Here is a 24,957-nt window from a genome sequence, read left to right as displayed (position 1 = left end):
GGAGGACGTTCCATGAGCGACCTGAACGAGCCACCTCCGACGCCGACGACGATCCCCGTGCTGCCCGACGGAGAACCGGTGATGTCGTTCGCCCAGGAACGCCTCTGGTTCATGGACGCGTACGCGCCCGGCACGACGGCGTACACGATCCCCGAGGCCTGGCGGCTGCGCGGCCCGGTCGATCCGGCGGCGCTCGCCGAGGCGCTGAACCGGGTCGTGGCCCGGCACGAGCCGTTGCGGACCCGTTTTCCCGCGACCGTGGACGGCCGGCCCGTCGTGCTCGTCGACGATGTCGGCGCGATCCCGCTCACCACCGCGGAGGCCGGGTCCGACGACGCCGTGAGCGTGCTCGTCGACGCCTTCATGGCCGAACCGTTCGACCTCGCCGCCGGCCCCGTGGCGCGGGGGATGCTGATCACGATCGCCCCCGACGAGCACGTTTTCGCCCTCGCGGTACATCACATCGCCGCCGATGGATGGTCCACCGAGCTCATCCTCGACGAGGTGCTGGCCTGCCTGGCCGGCGACCCGCCGCCGGACCTGCCGGTCCGCTACCGAGACTTCGCCGCGTGGCAACGCGCTCTGCCCGATACCGAGCAGGATGTGGCGTACTGGCGCGAGCAGCTTGCCGGCATCGCGCCGCTCGAACTGCCGACCGACCGGCAGCGGCCACCGGTACCGACCCACGCCGGCGCCGCGCACGAGTTCTCGGTCGCGCCGAGTGTGCTCGCCGAGTTGTTCCGGCTCGGACGCAAGCAGCGGGCCACGCCGTACATGGTGCTGCTCGCGGTGTTCGTGATCCTGCTGGGCCGCCGGGCGCAGCAGGACGACGTCACTATCGGGTCGCCGACGGCCGGCCGGCCGGTACCCGAACTCGACGACCTCGTCGGCTGCTTCATCAACATGGTGACGATGCGGGTCGACTGCTCGGGTGACCCGACGTTCGTCGAACTGCTCCAGCGGGTCCGCGCCACGGCCGTGCACGCCTTCGCCCACCAGGAGCTGCCGTTCGAGCGTCTGGTCACCGAGCTGAACGTGCCGCGGGAGGTGTCCCGTTCACCGCTGTTCCAGGTGGTCTTCTCCATGCAGAGCTACGAGGCGGCGCAGCGGAGCAACCCGTCGATCACGGTCACCGCGGACGTCGACATCTCGTACCGCGTGACCCGGTTCGACCTTGAGCTCCACACCGCCGGCGACGGCGACTTCCTGATGACCTACAACACCGCGTTGTTCACCGCGGACTCGATCGAGCGCCTGGGCGCGCACTTCCGCGTCCTCCTGGAGGGCATCGCCGCCGACCCGTACGTCCCGATCTCGAACCACGAGCTGCTCACGGCCGACGAACGCGCACAGCGCGCACGCTGGAACGACACGAGCGCCGACCTCGGCGCCGACCAGCTCCTGCACGAGCCGGTCGAAGCGCAGGCGCGCCGCACGCCCGACCACCCGGCGGTGATCCACCCCGGTGGCCGGCTCTCGCACGCCGAGGTCGACCGGAGGGCCGATCACCTCGCGGCGCGGCTGACCGCCTCCGGGGTGACGAGGGGCGACCTGGTGGCCGTCGTGATGGGACGGGGGTGGGAGCAGATCGTCGCGGTGCTGGCGATCAACAAGGCCGGCGCCGCCTACCTGCCCGTCGACGCCGACCTGCCCGAGCGCCGCCGCGACGAACTCATCGCGCGCGGCGGCTGCACCGTGGCACTCACCCAGGCGGCGCTGCGTACGCGGCTGGACTGGCCGGACGGGCTGCTGGTGCTGCCCGTCACCGAGGAGTCGGGTGGCTCGGCGCCGCCCTGTCCCGCCGAGCCCGGCGACCTCGCCTACGTGATCTTCACGTCGGGCTCGACCGGCACGCCGAAAGGCGTGGTGATCGAGCACAGGGCCGCGTTGAACACCGTCCGTGACGTCACCGCGCGGTTCCGGGTGGGACCCGAGGACCGGGTCTTCGCGCTGTCCGCCCTGAGCTTCGACCTGTCGGTCTACGACGTCTACGGCACGCTGGCCGCCGGCGCCACGCTGGTCATGGGACGGCCCGAGGAGGACAAGGACCCGGCCGCGTGGGCGCGGGTCGTCACGGAGCAGCGGATCACCGTGTGGAACTCGGTGCCCGCGCTGATGGAACTGCTGGTCGAGCACGCCGAGCTGGAAGGGACCGACATCAGCTCGCTGCGGCTGGTGATGATGTCCGGCGACTGGATTCCGCCGAGGCTGCCCGACCGCATCCGCGCGCTCGCCCCGAACGCCGAGATCATCAGCCTCGGCGGGGCGACCGAGGGGTCGATCTGGTCGATCTGCTACCCGATCGGATACGTCGACCCGTCGTGGTCTTCGATCCCGTACGGCCGCCCGATGACCAACCAGCAGTTCCACGTACTCGATCGCGGGATGTGCGACGTGCCGGTCGGCGTGCCCGGCGACCTGTACATCGGGGGCGTCGGCGTGGCATCCGGCTACTGGAGGGACCCGGAGCGGACCGCGGCGGCGTTCGTCACCCACCCGCGCACCGGCGCTCGTCTCTACCGGACCGGCGACCTCGGCCAGTACCGGCCCGACGGCGTGATCGAGTTCCTCGGCCGAGCCGACGCCCAGGTCAAGATCCGCGGCTACCGGATCGAGCTCGGCGAGATCGAGGCCCACCTGAGCCGCCATCCCGAGGTCGCCGAGTGCGTGGTGACCACGCACGGGACGGGCAACGCCGGCCAGCTCGTGGCCTACCTAGTGGCCGACCCCGGCGCGGTTCCCGACCACGCACGGCTGCGGTCGCACCTCGCTGCGGCGCTACCGGCCTACATGGTCCCCAACTCGTTTGTCACGCTGCTCCGGCTGCCGCTCACCGCGAACGGCAAGGTGGACCGCGGGCGGTTGCCCGCGCCGGAGGCGCCCGGCGGCGGGGAGGCCGGGCGGCTGCCGCCACGCACCGACTCTGAGCGAATGGTCCACGCGGTGTGGGCGGACGTCCTCGACGGGGCCGACGTCGGGATCGACGACGACTTCTTCGCCGTCGGCGGTCACTCCCTGCTCGCGATCAAGGTGATCGAGCGGCTGAGGCGTGCGACGGCGGACGGTATCTCGATCGCCGTGATGGACCTGTTCACCCACGCGACGATCCGGCGGCTCGCCGCACTGCTCGACGGGAAGACGCCGACGGAGCGCGGGCTCCTGCACCGGCTGACGCCGAAGCCGTCGTCCGGGGCCGAGCTCAGCTACGTCGCCGTTCCGTACGGCGGAGGCAGCGCGATGGTGTACAAGTCGCTCGCGGACGAGCTACCGGCCACGCACGCGCTGTGGTCGGTGGCCATCCCCGGCCACGACCCGGGAATCGACGAGCAGCGCGCACCGCTTGAGGATGTCGCCGCGCGGTGTGTGCAGGAGATCCAGCAGAGGGTCGCCGGGCCGATCGCGCTCTACGGGCACTGCGGTGTCGGCTCGGCGCTCATCGTCGAGATCACCAGGAAACTGGAGGCGGCCGGTCGTGTCCCGGAGGCGGTCTACCTCGGCGCGATCTTCCCCTTCGCCCGGCCGGGTCGGGGCCTGGTCGGCGAGCTGGGCCGGCTCGCCAACGCGGACACGTCGCGCAGCGACCGCGCCTACGCGGACGGGCTCACCGGGCTCGGGCTCGACCTGGGCGACCTCGACGCCGCGCAGGCCCGGCTCATCGTCCACAACACCCGCCGCGACACCGAAGCGGCGGAGGACTACTTCACGCGGCTTTTCGAGAGTTCGGTGGAGCGGCTGCGGGCGCCGGTCATCACCGTGGCAGGGGAGCAGGACCCGGCGTCCGACTTCTACCAGGAGCGCTTCCGCGAGTGGCACTTCCTCAGCGACACCACCGCCCTGGTGCTGCTCGACGAGGCGGGGCACTTCTTCCAGAAGCACCGCGCGGCCGAACTCGCCGAGATCGTGACGACCACCCATCCGGCCGTCTCCACCGGGGAGCCGGCCGGCGGGGACGGGTGGCGGCTGATCGAGGTCTCGCGTACGGATTCGTCGGACGCGCCCGGCGGGCCCCGGCCCGCGATGCACCGTTTTCTCGCGGTGGCGGCGGCGCAACTCGTCTCGATCAGCGGTTCGGCGCTGGCCGCGTTCGCGTTCGCGATCTGGATCCTCCTGACCACCGGCTCGCCCGGCCAGTTCGCCCTGTCGGCCGTGGCCGGGCTGGTGCCCGGGCTGCTCGTCGCGCCGCAGGCCGGCACGGTGGTGAACCGCCGGGACCGTCGCACGGTCATGCTCGCCGGCGCCGTCGGCGTGGTCGGGGTCCAGCTGACGCTCGGCCTGCTGTGGTGGACCGGAGTCCTACAGATCTGGCACACCTATCCGCTGCTCGCGCTCCTGTCGGTAGCGCTCACCTTCCAGCGGCTCGCCGCCGACTCCGCCGTGCCGCAGCTCGTCCCCAAGCGATACCTCGGTCATGCCACCGGCGTCGTCCGAATCGCCGCGACGACGAGCCGCCTGTTCGTGCCGGTCGCGGCCGTCGGGCTGATGGCCGTCCTGGGTTTGCGGGGCATCCTCGTCCTCGTCGTGCTGAGTCACGCGGTCGCGATCACCGTCACGCTCCTGGTCCGTTTCCCGCACACCATGGCGGGGCCGGCGGAGTCGGTGACGGCCGAGATCAAAACCGGTTTCCGGTACGCCCGGAGCGACATCCGGCTCCGCCGGATGCTGACCTTCTTCGCGCTGCTCAACGTCCTCCTGGCGCCGCTGTTCCTGCTGATCCCGCTGCTGGTGCTGGGGATCGGCCGGCTCGCCGACATCGGTTGGGTCCTGCTCGGCGCGGGACTGGCAGGCGTGCTGGGCGGCCTCGTCATGAGGGCATGGGGCGGCCCGCCGCGACGCCGGATGCGAGCCGTGCTGCTGTGCACGCTGTGCCTGGCCGCATTCAGCCTGGTGACCGGCCTGCAAGCGAACCTGGTGACGATCGGCCTCGGCGTGTTCGGCATGTCACTCACGCTGACGGTGATCAACGGGATCCATGCCGCGATCGTGGAGGTCAAAGTCCCGCAGCGGTTCCACGGTCCGGTGTTCGCGCTCAACACGATGATCGGGTGGTCGGCGCTGCCGATCGGCTTCGGACTGCTGGCGGCCTACGCGTCGGAGCTGTTCGAACCGCTGCTGGCCCCCGGCGGCGCGCTCGCCCCGGCCGCCGGTGCGGTGATCGGCACCGGGCCGGGACGGGGAATCGCGCTGCTGTACGTGCTGCTCGCGATAGCCATCATGCTGCTGGCATTGATGGTGCTGGGCACCAGGCTGCCCCGGCTCGTCGACGACAGCCCCGACGCCACGCCCGACGACCTGATCGGGCTCCGGACGCTGAACCGCGGTCCGCGCCGCCTCATCGCCCGCGCCGCCCAGCCGCCGTCGCGCCGAACATGACCAGGAGCCGACCGGTCACCCCACCGGGTTAGGGCAGCGCGCGCGTCCGGGCGCGGGCCAGGTAGACGCCGCGGCCGGGGACGGCGCCGTTCCACAGGGTGAACGCCACAGGGAGCGTCGCGGCCAGCACGGCCATCGTCGGGTCGGCGAAGTGCCAGGCGGTGGCGGCGACCAGCGCGACCGGCAGCACGACGCCGAGGACGAGGCGCGTGACGGACCCTCCCGGCCGGGCGGCGGTGGGGTCGAACGGGCCGAACGCGGAGGTGAAGGGTGGCGACCGCCGGGCGGTGCTGCCGGGCCAGAAGCGGCCCACACCGGGGACGTCCACCAGGTACATTCGCCGGAAGCCGAGGCAGCGGCGCGGCGCGGCATCAGGCGCGGTGCCGGCCCGGGAGCGTGGCGCGCGGACCGGACCGCGCCGGAGCCGGTACGGACCACGCGGGATCCGGCTCGTCGCCGGTCGGACCGCGGCCGTCGTCGTATCGCGGCGGTGAGAACGGCCCGACGGCCGCCACGTCGGTCACCTCGTCCAGCGCCGGATCATCGGCCTGCGCCGACTGTCGGGTCGCCGGGGCAGGCGGACGGGAGGGTGACTGTAGTACGCCGACCGGGACGTACACCTGTGTCTGCGCCGCCTCGGCCAGCAGCAGCGCCATGGCGACACTCGTCGGCCGGTCGGCCGGATCGCCGCTCAGGCACCGCAGGCACAGGTCGGCCACGTCGGCGGTCAGGCCGGCGATCGGCGGCAGCGGGTCCGGCGGCCGGTAGACGTGGGACCACGGCCGATCCGGTTCTGCGGGTACCGGCCACGGGAGCCGCCCGGCCAGGCTGAGATAGAGCACCACGCCGACGGCGTACACGTCGGTGGCCGGGCTGGCGACGACCCCGTCGAGCCGCTCCGGGGCGACGAACGCCGGCGTGCCCACCACCTCGCCCCGGGTCACCGGGTCACGTTCGCCGATCAGTGCCGCGATGCCGAAGTCGAGGACCTTCACCCCGGCCGGGGTGAGCACGATGTTGGCCGGTTTGACGTCCCGGTGCACGATGCCGCCCAGGTGGGCCGCGGCCAGCGCGGCGCCCGCCTCCGCGCAGATCCGCACCGCGATCCGCCAGTCCAGCGCCCCGGACCGCAGGTGCACGGCCAGCGTCTCACCCTCCACCAGCTCCATCACGATGTACGGCGCCAGCTGGCCATCCGGCAGGGGTACCAGGCCGAAGTCGTGCACGCTGGCGATGTTGGGATGCGCCAGCCGTGCCGCGGCGCGGGCCTCCGTCCGGGCCTGGTCCACGATCGCCCGGCCGGCCGCCGGATCGGCGTACGGCAGGTTGATGAGTTTGACCGCGACCGGCCGGGCGAGCACCTCGTCGTGGGCATGCCAGACCTCCGACATGCCCCCTGCCCCGATCCGCTGATCGAGGCGGTACCGCCCGTCCAACACCGGCATTCCGCCCCCGACACCCTTCCCCGCCGCCGGTCCGGATCGACGACGGTCGGGAACAGCGCTACCCCCGGTGCGCCCGACCCAAACCGCGACCTCCGACAAGCCGGCCGGTGATGCGGGGTGGGTCGATGAGCTGCGCGTTCCGATCGGCTAGGGTCGGCGGGCGTGGGGGGAAGCATGCGGACGTTGGATGGGCTGCTCGACGGGTACCGGCCGGAGGACGACACCGAGGCGGGCGACCTGGCCCGGCTGCGGGCGATGCTGAGGGCGGGGGTGGACCCCTGGTCTCGTACGACGGCCCTGCACGTGACCGTGACGTCGGTGATCCTGCATCCACCGAGCGGGCGGGTGTTGCTGCGCTGGCATCCGCGTCAGCAGGCCTGGCTGCTGGTCGGTGGGCACGCCGACCCGGGTGAGTCCGACCCGGTGACCATCGCGTTGCGGGAGGGCCGAGAGGAGACCGGTCTGCCGGACCTGACTCCGCTGGCGGGGTCGGGGGTGGTTCACCTGACGGTGGTGCCGGTACGGGCCAGTGAGTCGGAACCGGCCCACGAACACGCGGACCTACGGTTCGTGCTGACCACCGAGCAGCCGGCCGCGGCCCAGCCGGAGCACCCGACCGCCACGCTGAGGTGGTTGTCCATCCCCGATGCCCGGACGGCAACCTCGGAGCCGAACGTTCGGCAGACGCTGTCCAGAGTCGACCGTCTGTGCGTCACCCGGACGTCGTGAGCGCGTTCGCGGTTTCGATCAGAACGTCGTCGAGGGGGGTCGGCTTAAGATCAAATGTCCGTACGGACAGCGAGGCGTCCAGGACGGCGGGCCGCTGGTAGAGGTACTGCATCTCCGGAACCTCTGCCATGATCGGATCGGAGATCGCTAGGTTGTGCAGGTCAAGCGGTGACATGCTGACCAGTCGGGGAACGGGTGCACCGGTCAGCTCGGCGAACCGCACAGCTACCTCGTGCACCGAGCCGTCGGAGATGGGCGGCACATGCCAGGCCCGCCCCCATGCCCGTTCGTTCCTACTGAGGGCGACGAGCATTCGGGCCACATCACCGGGATAGCCCCAGCTGTGCGGCGCGTCGAGGTCCGCCGGGATGTGGACCGGCTTGCCAGCCAGCACGGACGGCCCGACCATCAGGTTGAACATCGACACCGATCCGGGGCCGATGAAGTCGCCGGGTCGCACCTCGGCGAAACGGATCCGCCCTGCTTCGTGGGCGCCGATGGCGTCCTGCCACATCTGAGCCCGGACCCGGCCCTTGATGGTGGTCGGTGACATCGGAAGGTCCTCGGTCATCGGCCCGAAGACGGGCCCGTACCCGTAGGTGTTGCTGAGGTTGATGTAGCCCGCGCCACTGCGCTCGGCCGCGGCCAGCAGCGCGGTCGCCAACGCCGGAGTCTCGATCGGCAACCTGTTGTAGGCCGGTGAGGCGCAGTTGAAGAGCGTGACAGCACCCCGGGTCAGTTCGGTCAGGACGGCGGCGTCGCTGGCATCAGCGGTGATCCGTTCGATCAGCGGATGCGCTGGCCCGCCGCCGCGCCGGCTGAGCATGCGAACACGATCACCGGACTCGGCGAGCAGGCGGGCGGTGGCCGTTGCGGAGTGGTTGGCTCCGACGACAACGTGCAGTGACATCAAGATCCTTCATGGGTTGGAGGTGGGGGATGGCCGGACTTCGACCGTACGTTCCCTGCAAAAGACGGTGAATATCCTGCTGTCTGCAATTCATGTCCCATCGTCTACATGGGTTGAAGATAGAGTTCCGGCATGGATGTGCTCAGCGACATGCTCTCCGCCATACGCACCGGGCAGCCGTACGCGGGGCGCACCAAGTGCCAGGCACCATGGGGGGTGCTGTTCCCAGACGGGGACGCGGCGGCGTGCCACGTCGTTTTGCAGGGCTCGTGCTGGCTCATCCCCCGCGATGGCGCCCCGCTGGCCCTCGGCGTCGGCGATGTGGTGTTCACTCCACACGGGGACGCGCACGCAATCGTCGACCAGCCCGGCAGTCCCACAATCGACTACCAGCCCAAGCGCGGCGACGAGTCGTTCATCAGGGAGATGACCATTCCGGGCGCGGGCGCCACCACCCAGATGCTGTGCGCCTCCTACAGCTTCGACCAGGCCCGCCCGCACCCGCTGCTGCACGGCCTACCCTCGGTCGTCCACCTACCCGCGCGGGTCGGGCACCACCCCGCCCTACGCGCCGCCGTCGACCTCATGGGGAACGAACTGCGACAATCCCGCGCCGGTACGGAGGCCATCCTGCCCGCGCTCATCGACATGCTTCTGCTCTATGTCCTACGCGCCTGGCTCGACGATCAGTCCGGACCTGCCATGACCGGCTGGGCCACCGCACTGAACGACCCGGCGATCACCATCGGGCTGCACCGCATCCACCGCCACCCCGAGCGACCCTGGACGGTCGAGGACCTAGCCGGGGAGGCTGGACTGTCACGCGCGGCCTTCGCCAAGCGGTTCGCCGCCGTCGTCGGCCATCCGCCCCTGACCTACCTGACCTGGTGGCGGATGACGACGGCGGCACGACTCCTGCGCGAGTCCGACGCCACACTGAGCACAGTCGCCGAACGCTGTGGCTACGGGTCGGAATTTGCGTTCGCCAAAGCATTCAAACGTGAGTTCGGTACGGCCCCGGGCAGGTATCGGCGCCACCGACGGCCCGGGTGACAAGTGACACCGCCAGGGCGCCGGACGACCGCCTGGACCACGGGGTCGGGCGGCTGTCCGAGCCGCCGAGGGTGTTCGACCCGACCGCACCTTCTGTGCGGGCTTTTCGGGTGCGACCCGCCTTGGCGACGAGTGGATGCGGCAACATCCGTCCGCGTGCGAAGAGGCGGGACCGATCCCTGTCGACCGGCCCCGCCTGCCGTGCCGCGACGGAGGGAATTCGTGGGGAGGTGGTCTACCTCAGATAGGTGGAACTACCGGTGCCGCCGCCGTGGGTGACGTCGATGGCCTTGACGATGAACCTACCGACGCCGCCGTAGCAGCAGCTGCCGTTCAGTCCCGGAGGGGCAATGGGGAAATACTGGGCGGTGCTGTTGTAGTTGCAGACCTCCCACTCGTCGGCATCGAGCAGGCTGCCGGTCTGCACGTTCCAGCCTTCGAATCTGGCCTTGGCGCATTCGTCGACACGGACGTAGATTTCGACGTTGGCGAAACTGACGGACCGGTTCGACCAGCTGTAGTCCCCCCGCACGACCACCGCTACGGCGCCACCCGAGTGGGTGTAGGTGGCCGAGAACGGCGACGCCGCCTGGGCCGGAGAGACTCCGACGACTGCCGCGGTCACCAGTGTCAGCATCGCGATCGCGGCCTGGGTGAGGCGTTTGAGCAGCATTCAATACTCCCCGTTGACTAGATGGAACAGCGAGTCACCAGTTTCACCTAGAAATTTGAGCTTGTCTATGTCTGGGTTCCCGGGGAGGGTCTGTGTCGCGTCTGACCGCGACCATCGACGGCGAACAGGATCACTTCGAATGCCCGCCCTGAAGGCGCTCCGCCCGGCGTCGGGCCCGGCGTCGACCCGGCGGCCGATTCCCGCCGGACCCATGACCGGCCGGTAACATGCCTCGGGCGGGCACCTGAGCGAGAATGGGCCAGCCCGGACTCTGCTCACCCTGGAAGGACCCCCCTTGGCCAGTGGACTCGTAGCCCTGCTGGATGACGTGGCGGTGCTGGCTCGCGCCGCTGCCGCGTCGGTCGATGACATCGGGGCGGCCGCCGCGAAGGCCGGCGCCAAGGCCGCGGGCGTCGTCGTCGACGATGCCGCCGTCACCCCGCAGTACGTGCGGAGCCTGGCATCCGAGCGCGAGTTGCCGATCATCAAGCGCATTGCCATCGGGTCGCTACGCAACAAGTTCCTCATCATCCTGCCGGCGGTGCTGCTGCTCAGTCAGTTCGTGCCCTGGCTGCTCACTCCGATCCTCATGCTCGGCGGCGCCTATCTGTGTTACGAGGGCGCGGAGAAGGTGTGGGCCAAGGTCGCCCATCACGGTGCCCACGGCGCGGGCGAGGAAAAGGTGCTGGACGAGAACACCCTGGTGTCCGGGGCCGTACGGACCGACCTGATCCTCTCGGCGGAGATCATGGTCATCGCCCTCAACGAGGTGATCGCCGAGGCGTTCTGGTCCCGCCTGGTGATCCTGGCTGTCGTCGCCCTCGTCATAACCGTTCTGGTGTACGGCGTCGTGGCCCTGATCGTGAGGATGGACGATGCCGGGCTGCGCCTGGCGCAACTTTCCGGCGCCGCCGCCAGCTTCGGCCGCGGTCTGGTGAGGGCGATGCCGGTGGTTCTCACCGTGCTGACGGTGGTCGGCACCGCCGCGATGCTGTGGGTGGGCGGACACATCCTGCTGGTGGGCGCGGACGAGCTGGGCCTGCACTTCCTGTACGGTGCCGTGCACCACGTGGAAGAGGCGGCTCACGACGCCACGGGTGTTCTCGGCGGGCTCCTCGGCTGGCTCGTCAACACGGTGGCCAGTGCGATCCTCGGGTTGATCGTCGGCGCGCTGGTCGTGCTGGTGATGACCCTCACCCTCCACCGTCGCAAGCCCAAGGCTGTCGCTACGGCGGGCATGACCGGCACGGACGAGATCATCCCCGCGACACCGCACGGTGCGGCTCGGCGTGGCGACGCTCCCGCGGACGGGGCGCCGCGCCCCTGACCGCAAGAACCGAAACACGGCCGAGGTTCCCCGGCGCAGCGACGGTCCACGAAAGACTGTGTGGACCAGCCCGAGCGGCGGGCCCGGTCCCGGATCGATCGTGGCACGCCGACCCATCAGCAGGAGGAGCCTGATGCCCGCCTTCCACGTCCCCGCCGGTGCCGGTGACCTCGTCCGGACGCCGAGCGGTGTGCTGCTGCCGGCCGACATCGACCCGTTCCACCGGCGGCTGCACCGGATCGCGCCCGCATCGTTGATCGGCCAGACCACCCAGACGTCGGGCATGCGGCGGCTCGAAGCGGTCAGTGGCAAGACGGTCGGCGCCCAGCACCTGTGGATGGGGCAGACCCACGTGCCGGGCGCGACCAACTCGGGCAACCACCACCACGGTGCGTCGGAGACCGCGATCTTCGTTGTCTCCGGCACACCCGTCTTCGTCTTCCTCGACCTGGAAGGTGACGAGCCGGTCGAAACCCGCGTCCAGACCGCCCCCGGCGACTATGTTTTCGTGCCCCCGTATGTGCCGCACCGGGAGGAGAACCCGGATCCCGACACCGAGGCCGTCGTCGTGATCGCCCGTACCACCCAGGACGCGATCGTGGTCAACCTCGACACACTCGACTGGTCCGCCGTGACGAGGGACAGCCCGGTCAACAGTGATCGATGAGCCGTAACGTCAAGACCCGAACGGCCGGCGGTCGACCGGGTAGCACCGTGACCGCGGTGCCGGGTCGGCCGTCACCCGGGTCGGTGCAGAGACGAAAATCATCAATTCTGTACGGTGCGCGGATAGCTCCGAATCATTCGCGCCCGACTTGGAGAACGCGAAACGCTAGACGACGGAGAAGTTCTTCCAGACGACGTTGTTGTTGAACTGGGCATTCTGGTAGGTGTTCGTCCCCTCGTAGAGCATCGGATCGTCGGGCGAGACCCAGCGGTACAGGGTGGAGACGAGTCCGGGGCCGGCGGCGGTCCAGGGAAGCACCACGGTCGTGACGCCGGCTGGGATCGTCAGGACCATCGAGCCGAGGGATGTCCAGTCGACCGGCCACACCGCGCTCCCACCCGCGTAGGTGAAGTAGACGCGCAGGGTGCCGACGTCCGTTCCGGTCGCGTACGGCCCCGGGTTCCGCAGGCTCACGATGAGGTAACTGGTCGTGTAGGCGGGGACGCTGATGCCCACCGGACAGGTGATGGGGGTGGGGCAGGCCTTGACGTCGGGGCTGTTCCAGTAAGGGGGCCCCGGGGTGTTCGGCTCGAATCCGGCGTCTCCCGGGTAGTCCATCATGTAGACGTCCTTGGGGGTGAATATCCCGACGTCGCCGTCGGCCACGGCGGGACCGGGCAGCGGAATGGCCATCAGCGCCGCCAATACCGCGACGAGGAGTGACCTACCCACCGAGCGGTGTGCGCGTGGTCCAATCATGGTCATTCGGGGTTCCTTCCGTTTGACGGATCATGGGGCGGAAGATGGCGGACACTGGAGTGGGAGCCTGCTCGTCAGCCGGGCAAATATCGTATGACAATGACGTACGGCAATGAATTGATCGACCAATTCGAATACCACACGTGTCCCCAAATGTCCGGGACGACGCAATTACCGGCCCATCCTCGGGGTCCGGCGCGGAGATGGTCGGTCGCCGCCGGTTCCGGGTGCACGAGACCGTCGGCGACGGACGCGTTGGTCTCGGTCGGTAGTGAACCCGCCCCGCGTTTGGCGTCGAGGCGCGGCGACTTCGTGACGGTGCGTGAGTGGCTCGATGGTCCTCGCGTCGTCGCCCGTGGTGGGCGGGGTGAGTCGGTCGAACGGCCGAACCGGGATCGGTGAGTGGTCCGAATGTCACGCGTGGAGCGCGTGACTGCCTGCCGACGCCCAGCTCACACCGTCTGCGTTGGGCGTGGCGCGGTGCGAGATCACGCGGTGAAAACTGGATCTTGCGCGACGGAGCGGGAGGCGGGAGGATGCGGGAAAGCGCTTGCCCAACGGAGGGCGATGCGAGATGGAGAACAAAAGTGCGAAAAACACTGCGTAAACTCGTACCCTTGCCCCTGGTGTTGGCCGTGAGCCTGCCCCTGTTCGGCTTCAGCTCTCCGGCTGTGAGCGCTGCCCCTGCGTCCAGTCCGCGCCCGATGGAGTATCTGACCCGCGGGTTGGTCGCCGCCCAGACCTCCGACGGAATCTTCCTGAGCTGGCGCTTCCTCGGCAACGAACCTGATGGCATCTCCTGGAACGTCTACCGCAAAGACGGCAATGCGGACTTCGTGAAGATCACCACGATCGCACCAAGGGATGTTCAGCCCGAGAGCGATTACGCCACGAACCCCGGCATTGTGAAAGAAGACGTCACCCCTTCCAGCTACACCGATCCCGGCGGCGTTCTCACCTCCATCTACGAGGTCGCTCCGGTCATCGGCGGCGTCGAGGGCGCGAAGCAGGGCATGAGCGTGCCCATGCTGTCGGCCCTGGCCGGCCAGGCAGGCCAGGCCAACCGGGGTGCGGCGAGTTACATCCCGCTCAAGCCCGCCCCGGCACCCGTGCCGCTCGCCCACTTCACCTACCGCGACCAGCGGTTCGGTCCGGGTACCAACATGAACGCGGCCAGCATGGTCATCCCGGGTACGGGAAACCAGAACTGGTACGTCGTCGACATGGATCTCCTGCGGGGGTTCCGGGTGGCGTACGACGACCAGACGACCGTGACTCAGGAGCAACTCGCCGGTTGGGTCGCCTCGCTCAACGAGCGCAACATGACCCCCAACGCCCTCGGCGTCGCCACCTACACCACCGCTCGGCCGCTGACGAACTCCCTCGTCAATGGCAAGATCACCGAAGCGCTGTACAACGAGCTGGAAGCCGAGTTCGTCAAGTACGTGGAGAACCTGGACTCCGGCACATCGCTTCCCTACGCGAAGACCGGCACCGGCGCGATTCACACGTCGCAGAGCAGCACCTACTCCACGCATGACATGACGGTGGGTGATTTCGACGGCGACGGCGAGTACGAGATCGTCGTCAAGTGGCGCAGCACCCAGCAGGATCCCATGTATTCCGAGCCGATTTTCGGCGGCAGTAACACCACCACCGCCCCCGAGTACATCGACGTGTACAAGCTGGACGGCACCCTGCTGTTCCGCGTCGACATGGGCTACAACGTACGGGCGGGCAACGACCACGAGACCACCCTGTTCGCCGAGGACTTCGACGGCGACGGCAAGTCCGAGCTGATGCTCAAGACCGCCCTGGGCACCCGCGTCGGCAACTGGGACGAGGCGTCGCAGTCCGTCGTGTATCCGGATTCGGGCGTCGTGGGCGGCGCGGACGGCCTGAACGCCACCACGGACAAGTTCAAGGAGTACTTCACCACCGGCAACACCGGTGCGCTCGACACCTACTGGTCGCTCCTGAACAGCTTCGCCATCAGCTACCGCGTCCCGGTGGCCGGAGGCGGCAACGACGGACCCAATGATCCGGCTCTCAAGCGGTGGATCAAGACCTACCACGTCGGCCCGATCGGCCCGGCAAAGGACGACCAGGAGTTCTTCTCGGCCTTCGAGTGGGACGCCAACGCAGGCAAGGGCGTGCTCACGGACAGTGCCGCATACCCGTTCCCCTACGAGGGCAGCGTCGACGGCGACAACTGGGCCATGACGCCCGCCACCCAGCGCGGCAACTTCTCGTACCTGGCCTTCCCCGGGCCCGGCGCCGGTAGCGGCCCCGCTGATTACAAGTCGCAGATGATGGCCCCCTCGGAAGCCTATTGGCTTGAGCATCCCTGGAAAGCGGCCGTGTGGGGCGACGCGCAGGGCAACCGCGCCAACCGCTACGTCGGTGTGGTGGCAGCCCTGGACGGCAAGCACAACTACGCGGTCTCCCAGCGCGGCTACTACGCGAGGACGACCATGGCCGCCTTCACCATCGTGGACGGCAAGGTCAAACTCCAGGCCAGCTTCGACTCGGCCGACCCGCAGTACTGGTCCCTGGGCGGCAGCGCCTACGACTACCAGAACCGCGGCAACCACCAGACCCAATCCGGGGACCTCGATGGTGACGGCCGGGATGAGATCGTGGTGAAGGCCATGGTCCTCGACCTGAGCGCCGACGGCACCAAGATCTTGCCCGAGGTGATCAACGGCGACACCATGCCCACGATCGAGGGGCAGAACAGCCTTCCTCCGGTTGCTGGCAGCTTCGAGTTCGCCACCGACGCCGTCCGGAACAACCCGCTGAACGTGTGGGCCCCGCTCCGCCACGGCGACCGCAGCGCGCTGCTTCCGGTCGACAAGGACAACGACATCCGCATGTGGTCCGGCAGCGAGGAAAACCTGCTGGACGACATCCGTACCGGCCACCAGCTGGGCTGGATGCCCGGCCCGGAGGCCCACGACCCGATGAAGGGTCAGCGGCGCAACGAGCAGGGCGAGATCGTCCATGAGAACTCGATGGTCTTCGGCGTGTACGCCGGAACCGACGCCGAGGGTGCCGTGGCCGGCAACTTCTCCAACCGCTGGCCGGGTGCGCAGGGATTCTCGCAGAACGGCGCCAGGAGCATGGTCACCGGCGAGCTCCTGAACGGCAGCAGCAACGTCAGCAGCGGCCAGTACGCCATCTGGTTCGGCGGCGGCCTGACGGCCATGGCCGCCAGCAACGCGACCATCAGTACGGTCAACGACCTGACCTTCGCGACCTCCTCGTATCTCGCGACCGGTCTCACGTCGACCGGCAACAAGAGCACCCCCACGCTCAAGGCCGACCTGTTGGGCGACTGGCGCGAGGAGCTGGTTCTCCGGGCCAGCGGCAACCGGCTGGCCATCGTCACGACCCTGTCGCCGACCGAGTACGGCATCCGTACGCTGATGCACGACCCGATGTACCGCAGCGGGGTGGCGAACAAGAACACCGGCTACGACCAGTTCGGATTCGCCAGCTTCTACCTGGGCGACGAGGCTGAACTGCCCGCGATGAGGACCGACATCTCCGTCCCGGTCGCGCCGGACACGACCGCTCCGGCGATCGCGGTGAAGCCGGAGTCGAAGGGTAGGGACGGGGTCTACAGCAATGTCTCCTTCAAGCTGTCCGACGCCGGCAAGGTCGACAAGCTCACCCTGAACGGGGTCGGGAAAAACCTGGCCGACAACGCCTACTCCGATCTCAACGGGGTCAAGCCGGGCACGTTCGGCGGCAAGGCGGGTAGCAACGAGCTGAAGGTGTACGACGTGGCGGGCAACGTCACGACGCTGACCTTCGTGCTGGACGTCACGGGCCCGACGGTGACGGTGAAGGACGGCGCGACCGATACGGTCGGCACGGCTGCCGCCGGGTACGAGCTGGCGTCGTTCAAGCTGTTCGACGAGTACAAGGTTGACAAGCTCACCCTGAACGGGGTCGAGAAGGACCTGGCCGACAACACCTACTCCGACCTCAACGGGGTGAAGCCCGGTGTGTTCGGGGCGGTGCTCGGGGCGAACGAGCTGAAGGCGTACGACGTGGCGGGCAACGTCACGACCGTGACCTTCACGCTGGTCGAGCCGAAGCCGGCGGTTCCGGCCTGGGACGCGAAGAAGGCGTACAACAACGGCGACCAGGTGTCCTACAACGGGGCGATCTACATCGCCCAGTGGTGGACGCAGAACGAGAAGCCCGGTAGCACCGCGACCGGCTCGTGGACGGAGCAGGGCGCACTCGTCCCCGCCGCCGGGGCCGACGTCCGGGGCTGGACCGCATCCTGGGTCTACACCGGTGGCGAGACGGTCGCGTACAACGGCCACAGCTGGAAGGCCAAGTGGTGGACCCGGAACCAGCAGCCGGGCGATCCCAACGGGCCGTGGCAGGATCTCGGCGCGTACTGACGGCTGACGCCAGGGGAGGGTCGGTCCGCAAGGGCCGGCCCTCCCCGCCGTACCGAGAGCCACGAGTCGCACCCTTATGCGCAGATGAAGCGGGTACAACGTCATATTCCACGCTTATCGCGCGACTTCTCGGTACGGTGTCGACGTAGGTAGGTGCGGTGGCGTCGGTGGTCTGCTCAGTCCCGGACAACAACGCTGAAGCACACCGTGTGGTCGGCCGCCCCCGGACGGACCGGGTGGTATCGCCCTACCGGGAGACAGAAGATGCGCGCCGGTCACCAGGCGGGTGGCGGGTCGGCCCGCCTGCCGGCGGGTCTGCGGCCGGTGACCGCGTTGACCCGGGTCACGACCGCCGAACTCTTCTTCGACCTCGTCTTCGTTTTCGCGTTCATCCAGGTCACCTCGCTGGTGACGGAGAATCCGAGCGCTCTGGGGCTGGCCCGTGGCCTGCTCGTACTGGCCGTGCTGTGGTGGTCCTGGTCGCTGTTCGCGTGGTTGGGTAACCGGATCCGGGCCAATTACGGCATCACCCGCCTGGTCCTGCTCGCCGCGACACCGATCATGTTCGTCCTGGCCGCGACGATCCGGGAGGCGTTCGACGACTTCCCGGGCGGGCTCGACGGCCCGGTCGTCTTCGCCGCCGGCTACACGGCGCTGCGGCTGCTGCACCTGGCCCTTCACTGGTACGCCACACCGGGTATGACGGCCCGGGCCGCACTGGCGCTCGTGGTCCCGATGGTCGGCGCGGCGGTCCTGCTGTTCGCCGCCGCTGTCGCACCGCAGCACGTGTTCGACCGCCCCCGGGCGGTCGACCTGGCCCAGCTCGGATGCTGGGTCCTGGCCGTACTGGTCGACTACAGCGCGGGGCTGGCCCTGCCGGCGCGGGATCGGCAGGTCTTCGCCGCCCGGCACTGGACCGAACGGCACGGCCTGATCATGATCGCGGCGATCGGTGAGGCCCTCATCGCGATCGGCCTCGGTGGATCGGACCTGGCCACCTCATGGGAGCTGATCGGGGCATCGGTGCTGGCGGTCGTGGTGGCCGGCGCACTCGAATGGACGTACTTCGATGTCGCCGCGCTCGCCGGGGAGCAGTCCATGCAGCAGGCCACGCCGGAACACCGGGCGACCCTCGCCCGGGACGCCTACAGCTACCTGCACCTGCCGATGATCGCGGGGATCATCCTGCTCGCCCTCGGGCTGAAGAAGATGCCCGCGTTCGTCGACCCCACCCTGCGTCACCCGAACACCCGTCTACCGTCCCTGGGAGTGTGGTCCCTGTACGGCGGCGCCGCCCTGTTCCTGCTCGGGCACGTCGCCTTCCAGCTACGGATCACCCACCTGATCCGTACGATAATCCGCCCCAGGCTGGTCACCGCGCTGCTGCTGGTTGCCCTTGTCCCGGCCGCCATGATGCTGCCTGCCCTGTGGGCTCTGGGTCTGCTCGCGGCGAGCGGCCTCGGACTGGTCCTGGTGGAGATCGTCGTGGCCGACGGCCAACGCCGACGCCTGCGTGAATCCGCCCAGGCGGAGGAATCCGGCCCCGGCGGCGAGCCGGCCGGCCCGACCTCCTGACCCCGTCCCGCCCGTGAAGCCCGGCGACTACCGGTTCCTCGTCGGCGGGCACCCGCCCCGGAACCCGATCCCGGACGGCGGCTGCACCGACGGGATTTCCGAGGACTCGCACCTCCGGCCGGGGCCCGGGTTATGGGCATCGCGGGACACCAGTCGTTGGGGTGTGAAGGGGAGCGCGGTCATCGGGTGTAGAGGGGTGTCGGACCCATGACGCTCCTGGAGGACAGACATCCATGACCGGACCATTCTCGTGACAGCGTCACCCGTGTGCGCGGTCGGCCCCGACTCGCTGGCCGGCAGCGACCCGCCCGCCGACGTCGGTTACGTGGCCGACGTCGTCGTGCTGCGGCAGTCGCGGGGCGAGCCGGAGCGGTTTGCCGTGCTTTTCGACCGGTATTATCTTGAGATTCATCGGTTCGTGGCGAACCGGCTCGGTCCGACCGTCGCCGACGACCTGGCGGCGGAGACGTTCCTGGTCGCCTTCGGCAAACGGTCCCTGTTCGATAGCGGCGACCCCGCCGACAGTGGTGCCCCGATCGACCGTGTCGGTGAGGCCGGCGCCGGATCGGGCGGGCACGTCCGGGCGTGGCTGTACGGCATTGCCACGAACCTCGTCCGCCGCCAGCGGCGCAGCGAGGAGCGGCGTTATCGGGCGCTGGCCCGGGCGCCGCAGGACCGGTCCGTCGCCGGTCACGATGAGCGGATAGCCGCGATGGTCAGCGCGCAGAGTGTGCAGCGTGATCTGGCCGCGGCGCTGGCCTCGCTATCGCCCCGGGACCGCGACGTGCTTCTGCTTGTCGCGCTCGGCGAACTCACCTACCACGAGGTCGCGGCAGCCCTGGAAATTCCGTACGGCACCGTCTGCTCCCGGCTCAACCGGGCGCGTCGCAAGATGCGCAAGGCGCTCGGCGACTCCGATCCGACCAGCCACGATCGAGACCTGAGGGACCTGTGATGGACGAGGTGCGGATGATTCGCGACGTACTGGGGAATGCTCCGGCGCCGTCCGCCGAGACGATGGCCCGGGCCCGGGTGGCCCTGCTGGCGCAGGCTCGGACCGACTCCGCGGCGATCAAGTTGGGCAACGTGGAGGCACCGGGGCGCCGCCGGGTCACGGCGTTGCGTACCCGGCTGGCGGGACGGGGTGACCGACCCGGCGCCCGATGGTGGCAGTGGTCGCTCGGCGGGCTCGGGATCTCGGCCGCGGTTGCGGTGGCGCTGGTCGTACCGGTGATCCTCGGCCCGGCGACGGCTCCCGGCGACGCGAGCCGGGGTGGGGTGGCCAGTCTCCCGGACACGAACACGGACCCGGACAGGGTCCCGGTCAGCGACGGCGACAGCGCCGGGACGGTGCTGCGACTGGCCGCCGCGAACGCTCGACTCGGTCCGGCCCTGGAGGTCCGGCCGGAACAGTTCATCTACCGGGTGGTCGAGGAGGGCTACTTGCAGGTGATCGGCGACGTCGAGGGTGACGGGCCGGTGGCCAGGATCTGGGAGGGCCGCCGGCACGAGATGTGGTACACCGTCGACGGCCTGCGGTCGGCACGGCTCCGCATCACGCACGGGACCAGCCGTACCCCGCAGACCCCGGCGGACGCCGAGGCCGCCCGCGAACTCGGGTACGACCTGACCGCCCCGCCGAAGGTCGAGGAGTACGGGCCGGCGCCGGACTACCAACCGCCCGCCGACTGCGCGAACTGCCCGGCGGTCCGAGACCCGGGCGAGTTGTACCGACCGACCCCGGCCTACCTGGCCAGCCTGCCGACCGATCCGGCCCGGCTACTGGACACCCTGCGGCAGGCCGTCGGCGACCAGAACAAGCACTCGGCCGACCAGGAAGTCTTCACGGCGGTCCTGAGTCTGCTCCGGGAGGCCGACCCGATCGTGCCACCGGAGGTTCGGGCGGCTCTCTACCAGGCGGTCGCACTGATTCCCGGAGTCGAGCGGGTCGCCGGCCGGGTCGACCTGGGTGGTCGGCAGGGTATCGCCATCGGCCGCGACGGTGAGCCGACCGGTGACGAGACCCAGCGGGAGGAACTGGTCTTCGACACCGCCGGCCGTGAACTCCTCGGCTTCCGCACGGTGCAGATCCGGACGGCACGCGGCATACCGGCCGGCACCGTGGCGTCAGCGGCCGTGCTCACGTTCATGACCGTCGACCGGGTCGGTGAGGTCCGATGACCGCCGGAAAGACCCGGTTCCGGGTCCGCGGACGGAAACTGCTGGCCGTCGGTCTGTCCCTGGCCGCGCTCCTCACGGTCATGCCGACGTACGGCGCGGCCGGTGCCCCACCCACCGGATCGACGGGGGCACCCGGCGACAGCGGGACGGCCGATGCCGGGCGGACCCTACAGAGCAACACCGGAACGGTCACGCTGATCACCGGGGACGTGGTCCGGCTCGACCCGGACGGCGAACCCTCAATTCAGCCGGGTACCGGGCGGGACGCGACCGGCACGGTCCGGCCCCGGACCGTCTCGTACGCCCGCTACCAGCGCGACGGCGCCTGGTACGTGATCCCCACCGACGCCGTACCGCTGCTCCGCGCGGACCTGCTCGACGAACGGCTGTTCGACGTCACCGGCCTGCTGGCGCAGGGGTACGACGACAACGCCAGTCAGGTGCTGCCGCTGCTGGTCCAGTACGCCGACACCGGCCGGGCCCGGCGGGCGGCACCGCTGGCCGGGACGATGATCCGACGGGTGCTGCCGGCGCTGAACCTGACCGCGAACGACCAGCCGAAGGCGATGGCGGCCCGGTTCTGGGCGGACCTGGTCCGTCAGGCGAACCCGGAGGGGCGGAGCATCCGGGGTGGCGTCCGGAAGGTGTGGTTGAACGCCCGTTACCGGGCGACCCTGGAGCGGAGCGTGCCCCGGATCGGTGCACCCACGGCCTGGCGGGCGGGCTACACCGGTAAGGGCGTCACGGTCGCGGTCCTCGACTCCGGATACGACACCGACCATCCCGACCTGACCGGGCGGGTGTCGGCGGCAGCGGACTTCACCGGGACCGGGAGCGTCGAGGACCGGTACGGCCACGGCACCCACGTGGCGGCGACCGTCGCGGGCTCGGGGGCCGGCGGTCGGCATCGCGGGGTCGCGCCGGACGCGAAGCTGGCGGTGGGCAAGGTCCTCGACGACTCCGGTCGCGGGCCGGAGGACTGGATCCTCGCCGGCATGGAGTGGGCGGTCACCAAGGCCGGTGCGAAGGTGGTGAACCTGAGCCTCGGCGGCGTCCCGAGCGATGGCACCGATCCGGTCAGCCAAGCGGTCGACCGGCTCAGCGCCGAACACGGCACGCTCTTCGTGGCCGCCGCCGGCAACAACGGGGCGTGGGCGCCGGTGTCGGCACCGGCCAGCGCCGACGCGGCGCTCGCGGTCTCCAGTGTGGACTCGACCGACCGGATCAGCGAGTTCTCCAGCCGAGGCCCCCGGATCGGGGACGGGGCGCTGAAACCCGAGCTGGCCGCGCCGGGCGAGGCGATCCTGGCCGCCCGAGCGACCGGGGCGTACCCGGGGACCGCCGGCGATCCCGACCACGTGCCGCTGTCCGGCACATCGATGGCCGCGCCGCACGTTGCCGGAGCGGCGGCGATCCTCGCGCAGCGGCACCCCGACTGGACCGGTACGCAGCTCAAGGCGGCCCTGGTCGGCGCCGCGACGCCGGCTCGGGAGTCCAGGGTCTTCGACGTCGGCGCCGGCCGGATCGACGTGGCCCGAGCCGTCACCCAGCCGGTCCGGGCCGAGGCGGCGGGCCTCAACGCGGATCTGCCCTGGGACGCGGCCGGCGTCACCCGGGAACTGACCTACCGCAACGACGGGTCGACACCGGTCACCCTGCGGCTGACGCTGAACCTGGAAGACACCGCCGGCCAGCCGGCCCCGCCGGGACTGGTCACGCTCGGCGCGACCACCCTCACCGTGCCGGCCCGGGGCAGCGCCTCCGTTCCGGTGCGGATCGCCAGCCAGGAAAGGGTCGGAACGTACGGCGGGGTCGTGCAGGCCACCGGAGGAGGCAGCAGCGTACGAACCCCGGTCGGGGTGCGGCAGGCCGCCGAGACGCACGAGGTCACCGTCCGGTCGCTGGACCAGCAGGGCAGTCCCAGTGACACCGCCACCACGATGGTGGTCGGCATCGACCCCGTGACGAGCGGGTTCCGGGAGTTTGTGTTCGGATCGGGTACGGTCTCGGTGCCCGCCGGACGGTACGCCTTGCTGTCCAGCGCCGAGCTGCCGGCAGCGGCGAACGGCGGGCACCGCGCCGCCACTCTTGGCTATCCGGGCCTGACGGTCGCCGACGACACCACGGTCACCATGGACGCCCGGTGGGCCCGGGTCGTACCGCTCGGGGTAGCCGACCAGCCGGCGGCAACCGACGGGCTGCGGCAGATCACCATCGGCGGGCGGTGGGCCGGCGCACCGAACAGCACCAGCATGACGACCATCTTCGAACCGCGCTTCCGCGAGGTGCTGGTGGGCAGCGCACCCGGGGTGAGCGCGGAGGAGTTCACCCTCACCGACCTGGCAGTCCTGGAACGGCCGATGCTGGAGCTGTCGGCGACCGCACCGGAACGGTTCCCGGTCCGGGTCGGCTGGCTATGGCGGCCCGGACCGACGCCACCCTTCGAAGGGACCGCGCGGCTTCCGGTCGTCCGGCTCGTGGTCGGCCCGGCCGGTGAGCTGCCCGACGTCGACGTCGCCGGCGTGCTCGCCGTGCTCACCTCGTCGGACGACGAGGTGGAACCGTTCGCGCTGGCCCCGGTGGTACGGCAGCTTCAGGAGCGGGGTGCCCGGATGGTGCTGATGGCGACCGGACGGTTCAGTTGGGCGGGCGAGCCGCTCGCCCTGCCGACCATCACGTCGGGCCCCGGCCTCCCGGGACTCGACCGATTTGTCGAACTCGCCGGTGACGGGACGCTGACCGCGACCGTGACCGGGCAGCCGGTCAGCCCGTACCGCTACCAGCTTGGCCACCGCGTTCGGGGCGGGGTTCCGTCGGACCTGGCGTACCGGCCGACGACCAGTGAACTGGCCGCCGTCGCGACCGGTTACCACGACGCGGGCGAGGGAGTACGGCAGATCAGCTCGTCGATCCGGTTCGACGGCGACTACCACGGGGTGTTGATCTCGATGCCGGTGTTCGCGCCGCTGCGACGTACCGAGTACTACACGCCGGGTAGCTGGCGGATCGGACTCGGCAACGGCGTCTCGCCCGAGGTGGCGAGGGCCGAGTCGAGCCTGCGGCCGGGGGGCAACCCGGCGGTCAGTTGGGACAGGGCGGTGGTGGGGCCGGCGTTGACCGGACCGACCGTGGGCAACGCCGGCAAGCCGTGGGTGAGCCGGCAGGGGAACGTGCTCGACGTGCGGGTGCCGATGTTCACCGACGCCAGCGGCCATCCCAAACCGACCTCCGAGTTCGGTGAAAGCACCACGGGCAGCACCAGCCTGTACCGGAACGGACAGCTCCTCGGCACCGTCAACGAACCGGGCCGGGGGCAGTTCGCCGTACCGGCCGGACCGGCGACCTACCGGCTCACCACCTCGGCGACACACCACTCGCCGACCTGGCGGCTGAGCACAATGGTCAACGGGTCATGGACCTTCCGATCCGGTACGGAATCGACCCGGCGGCCACTGCCGCTGCTGGGACTGCTCCTCGACGCACCGGTCGACCTACGCAACACCGTGCCGGTCGGTGACCGTCGGCCGGTACGGGTGTCGGTGCACCGACAGGACGGGGTGGCCGAGCGACCGGTCGTGGCGATGACCGTCGACATCTCGTACGACGACGGCCGGAACTGGCACCCGGTGCCGACCAACCGGGACGGTGCCGGCTGGAAGGCGTCGGTGCCACACGACCGGGCCGGTCACGTGTCGCTGCGGGCTAAGGCTGCCGACGCGGACGGCAACGCGGTGGAGCAGACGGTGATCCGGGCGTACCGGGTCGGCGGATAACCGATGCGGATCCCGTCGGTCGAACACGATCGGCGGGATCCCACCGTCCTCGAACCCGAGCGGCCAGAATCCGC

At 70.0% G+C, this 24,957-nt stretch carries 15 protein-coding genes; 10 read left to right on the top strand and 5 right to left on the bottom strand.

The features are described from left to right. Positions 1–12: 12 nt before the first annotated feature. Positions 13–5,370, top strand: a complete 5,358-nt coding sequence (locus OG792_RS20470) for a non-ribosomal peptide synthetase/MFS transporter (protein ID WP_329101234.1) — start codon at positions 13–15, stop codon at positions 5,368–5,370. A 28-nt stretch (positions 5,371–5,398) separates the two neighbouring features. On the opposite strand, the gene OG792_RS20465 is transcribed toward OG792_RS20470, so the two are convergent. Both OG792_RS20465 and OG792_RS20460 read right to left on the bottom strand, forming a co-directional pair. Beyond that, complete coding sequence (locus tag OG792_RS20465; protein ID WP_329101232.1) at positions 5,399–5,707, bottom strand: hypothetical protein; 309 nt, start codon at positions 5,705–5,707, stop codon at positions 5,399–5,401. 34 nt (positions 5,708–5,741) lie between these two features. Beyond that, positions 5,742–6,815 (bottom strand): serine/threonine-protein kinase, encoded by a 1,074-nt coding sequence (locus tag OG792_RS20460; protein WP_329101230.1) that lies wholly within the window; start codon positions 6,813–6,815, stop codon positions 5,742–5,744. Between the two features lie 174 nt (positions 6,816–6,989). Between OG792_RS20460 and OG792_RS20455 the strand changes: the two genes are divergently transcribed. Continuing rightward, positions 6,990–7,544, top strand: a complete 555-nt coding sequence (locus tag OG792_RS20455; RefSeq protein ID WP_329101228.1) for an NUDIX hydrolase — start codon at positions 6,990–6,992, stop codon at positions 7,542–7,544. Here OG792_RS20455 and OG792_RS20450 read toward each other — a convergent pair. Then, positions 7,528–8,454: an NAD-dependent epimerase/dehydratase family protein gene (locus tag OG792_RS20450; RefSeq protein WP_329101225.1), complete on the bottom strand. Its 927-nt coding sequence runs from the start codon at positions 8,452–8,454 to the stop codon at positions 7,528–7,530. The genes OG792_RS20455 and OG792_RS20450 overlap by 17 nt on opposite strands. A gap of 132 nt (positions 8,455–8,586) precedes the next feature. Between OG792_RS20450 and OG792_RS20445 the strand changes: the two genes are divergently transcribed. Continuing rightward, positions 8,587–9,507, top strand: a complete 921-nt coding sequence (locus tag OG792_RS20445; protein ID WP_329101223.1) for an AraC family transcriptional regulator — start codon at positions 8,587–8,589, stop codon at positions 9,505–9,507. Between the two features lie 235 nt (positions 9,508–9,742). Here the strand turns inward: OG792_RS20445 and OG792_RS20440 are convergent, their stop codons facing one another. After that, complete coding sequence (locus tag OG792_RS20440; RefSeq protein WP_329101221.1) at positions 9,743–10,180, bottom strand: hypothetical protein; 438 nt, start codon at positions 10,178–10,180, stop codon at positions 9,743–9,745. A gap of 295 nt (positions 10,181–10,475) precedes the next feature. Between OG792_RS20440 and OG792_RS20435 the strand changes: the two genes are divergently transcribed. Together OG792_RS20435 and OG792_RS20430 are read left to right on the top strand one after the other, a co-directional pair. After that, positions 10,476–11,507: a DUF808 domain-containing protein gene (locus OG792_RS20435; RefSeq protein ID WP_329101219.1), complete on the top strand. Its 1,032-nt coding sequence runs from the start codon at positions 10,476–10,478 to the stop codon at positions 11,505–11,507. Between the two features lie 133 nt (positions 11,508–11,640). Beyond that, positions 11,641–12,174 (top strand): cupin domain-containing protein, encoded by a 534-nt coding sequence (locus OG792_RS20430; protein WP_329101217.1) that lies wholly within the window; start codon positions 11,641–11,643, stop codon positions 12,172–12,174. Between the two features lie 165 nt (positions 12,175–12,339). Here OG792_RS20430 and OG792_RS20425 read toward each other — a convergent pair whose 3' ends face one another. Beyond that, positions 12,340–12,939, bottom strand: a complete 600-nt coding sequence (locus OG792_RS20425) for a hypothetical protein (protein WP_329101215.1) — start codon at positions 12,937–12,939, stop codon at positions 12,340–12,342. A gap of 698 nt (positions 12,940–13,637) precedes the next feature. On the opposite strand from OG792_RS20425, the gene OG792_RS20420 reads away from it, so the two are divergent. The 5 genes from OG792_RS20420 (at position 13,638) to OG792_RS20400 (ending at position 24,883) form a co-directional block, all read left to right on the top strand. Beyond that, a complete protein-coding gene (locus OG792_RS20420; RefSeq protein ID WP_329101213.1) occupies positions 13,638–17,354 on the top strand; it encodes a rhamnogalacturonan lyase family protein in 3,717 nt (1,238 codons plus the stop codon). 264 nt (positions 17,355–17,618) lie between these two features. Further along, positions 17,619–18,929, top strand: coding sequence for a low temperature requirement protein A (locus OG792_RS20415; RefSeq protein WP_329101211.1), 1,311 nt, complete (start codon positions 17,619–17,621; stop codon positions 18,927–18,929). Positions 18,930–19,179: 250 nt separating this feature from the next. Then, positions 19,180–19,884 (top strand): RNA polymerase sigma factor, encoded by a 705-nt coding sequence (locus OG792_RS20410; protein ID WP_329101209.1) that lies wholly within the window; start codon positions 19,180–19,182, stop codon positions 19,882–19,884. Continuing rightward, positions 19,884–21,110 (top strand): CU044_5270 family protein, encoded by a 1,227-nt coding sequence (locus OG792_RS20405; RefSeq protein WP_329101207.1) that lies wholly within the window; start codon positions 19,884–19,886, stop codon positions 21,108–21,110. Before OG792_RS20410 ends, OG792_RS20405 begins: the two co-directional genes overlap by 1 nt. Continuing rightward, positions 21,107–24,883, top strand: coding sequence for a S8 family serine peptidase (locus OG792_RS20400; protein WP_329101205.1), 3,777 nt, complete (start codon positions 21,107–21,109; stop codon positions 24,881–24,883). The genes OG792_RS20405 and OG792_RS20400 overlap by 4 nt, the downstream gene beginning before the upstream one ends. Positions 24,884–24,957 lie beyond the last annotated feature (74 nt).

This window comes from Micromonospora sp. NBC_01699, assembly GCF_036250065.1.
GTDB lineage: Bacteria > Actinomycetota > Actinomycetes > Mycobacteriales > Micromonosporaceae > Micromonospora_G.
Note: the sequence above shows the minus strand (reverse complement) of the source record. Positions and strands in the feature narration are given on the sequence as shown.

Bases quoted from the DNA above. Each gene is read 5' to 3' on its own strand.
- OG792_RS20465 (WP_329101232.1), bottom strand. From the start codon at position 5,707: ATGTACCTGGTGGACGTCCCCGGTGTGGGCCGCTTCTGGCCCGGCAGC.
- OG792_RS20400 (WP_329101205.1), top strand. From the start codon at position 21,107: ATGACCGCCGGAAAGACCCGGTTCCGGGTCCGCGGACGGAAACTGCTG.
- OG792_RS20440 (WP_329101221.1), bottom strand. From the start codon at position 10,180: ATGCTGCTCAAACGCCTCACCCAGGCCGCGATCGCGATGCTGACACTG.
- OG792_RS20445 (WP_329101223.1), top strand. From the start codon at position 8,587: ATGGATGTGCTCAGCGACATGCTCTCCGCCATACGCACCGGGCAGCCG.
- OG792_RS20415 (WP_329101211.1), top strand. From the start codon at position 17,619: ATGCGCGCCGGTCACCAGGCGGGTGGCGGGTCGGCCCGCCTGCCGGCG.
- OG792_RS20470 (WP_329101234.1), top strand. From the start codon at position 13: ATGAGCGACCTGAACGAGCCACCTCCGACGCCGACGACGATCCCCGTG.
- OG792_RS20455 (WP_329101228.1), top strand. From the start codon at position 6,990: ATGCGGACGTTGGATGGGCTGCTCGACGGGTACCGGCCGGAGGACGAC.
- OG792_RS20420 (WP_329101213.1), top strand. From the start codon at position 13,638: ATGGAGTATCTGACCCGCGGGTTGGTCGCCGCCCAGACCTCCGACGGA.
- OG792_RS20450 (WP_329101225.1), bottom strand. From the start codon at position 8,454: ATGTCACTGCACGTTGTCGTCGGAGCCAACCACTCCGCAACGGCCACC.
- OG792_RS20460 (WP_329101230.1), bottom strand. From the start codon at position 6,815: ATGCCGGTGTTGGACGGGCGGTACCGCCTCGATCAGCGGATCGGGGCA.
- OG792_RS20405 (WP_329101207.1), top strand. From the start codon at position 19,884: ATGGACGAGGTGCGGATGATTCGCGACGTACTGGGGAATGCTCCGGCG.
- OG792_RS20425 (WP_329101215.1), bottom strand. From the start codon at position 12,939: ATGACCATGATTGGACCACGCGCACACCGCTCGGTGGGTAGGTCACTC.
- OG792_RS20430 (WP_329101217.1), top strand. From the start codon at position 11,641: ATGCCCGCCTTCCACGTCCCCGCCGGTGCCGGTGACCTCGTCCGGACG.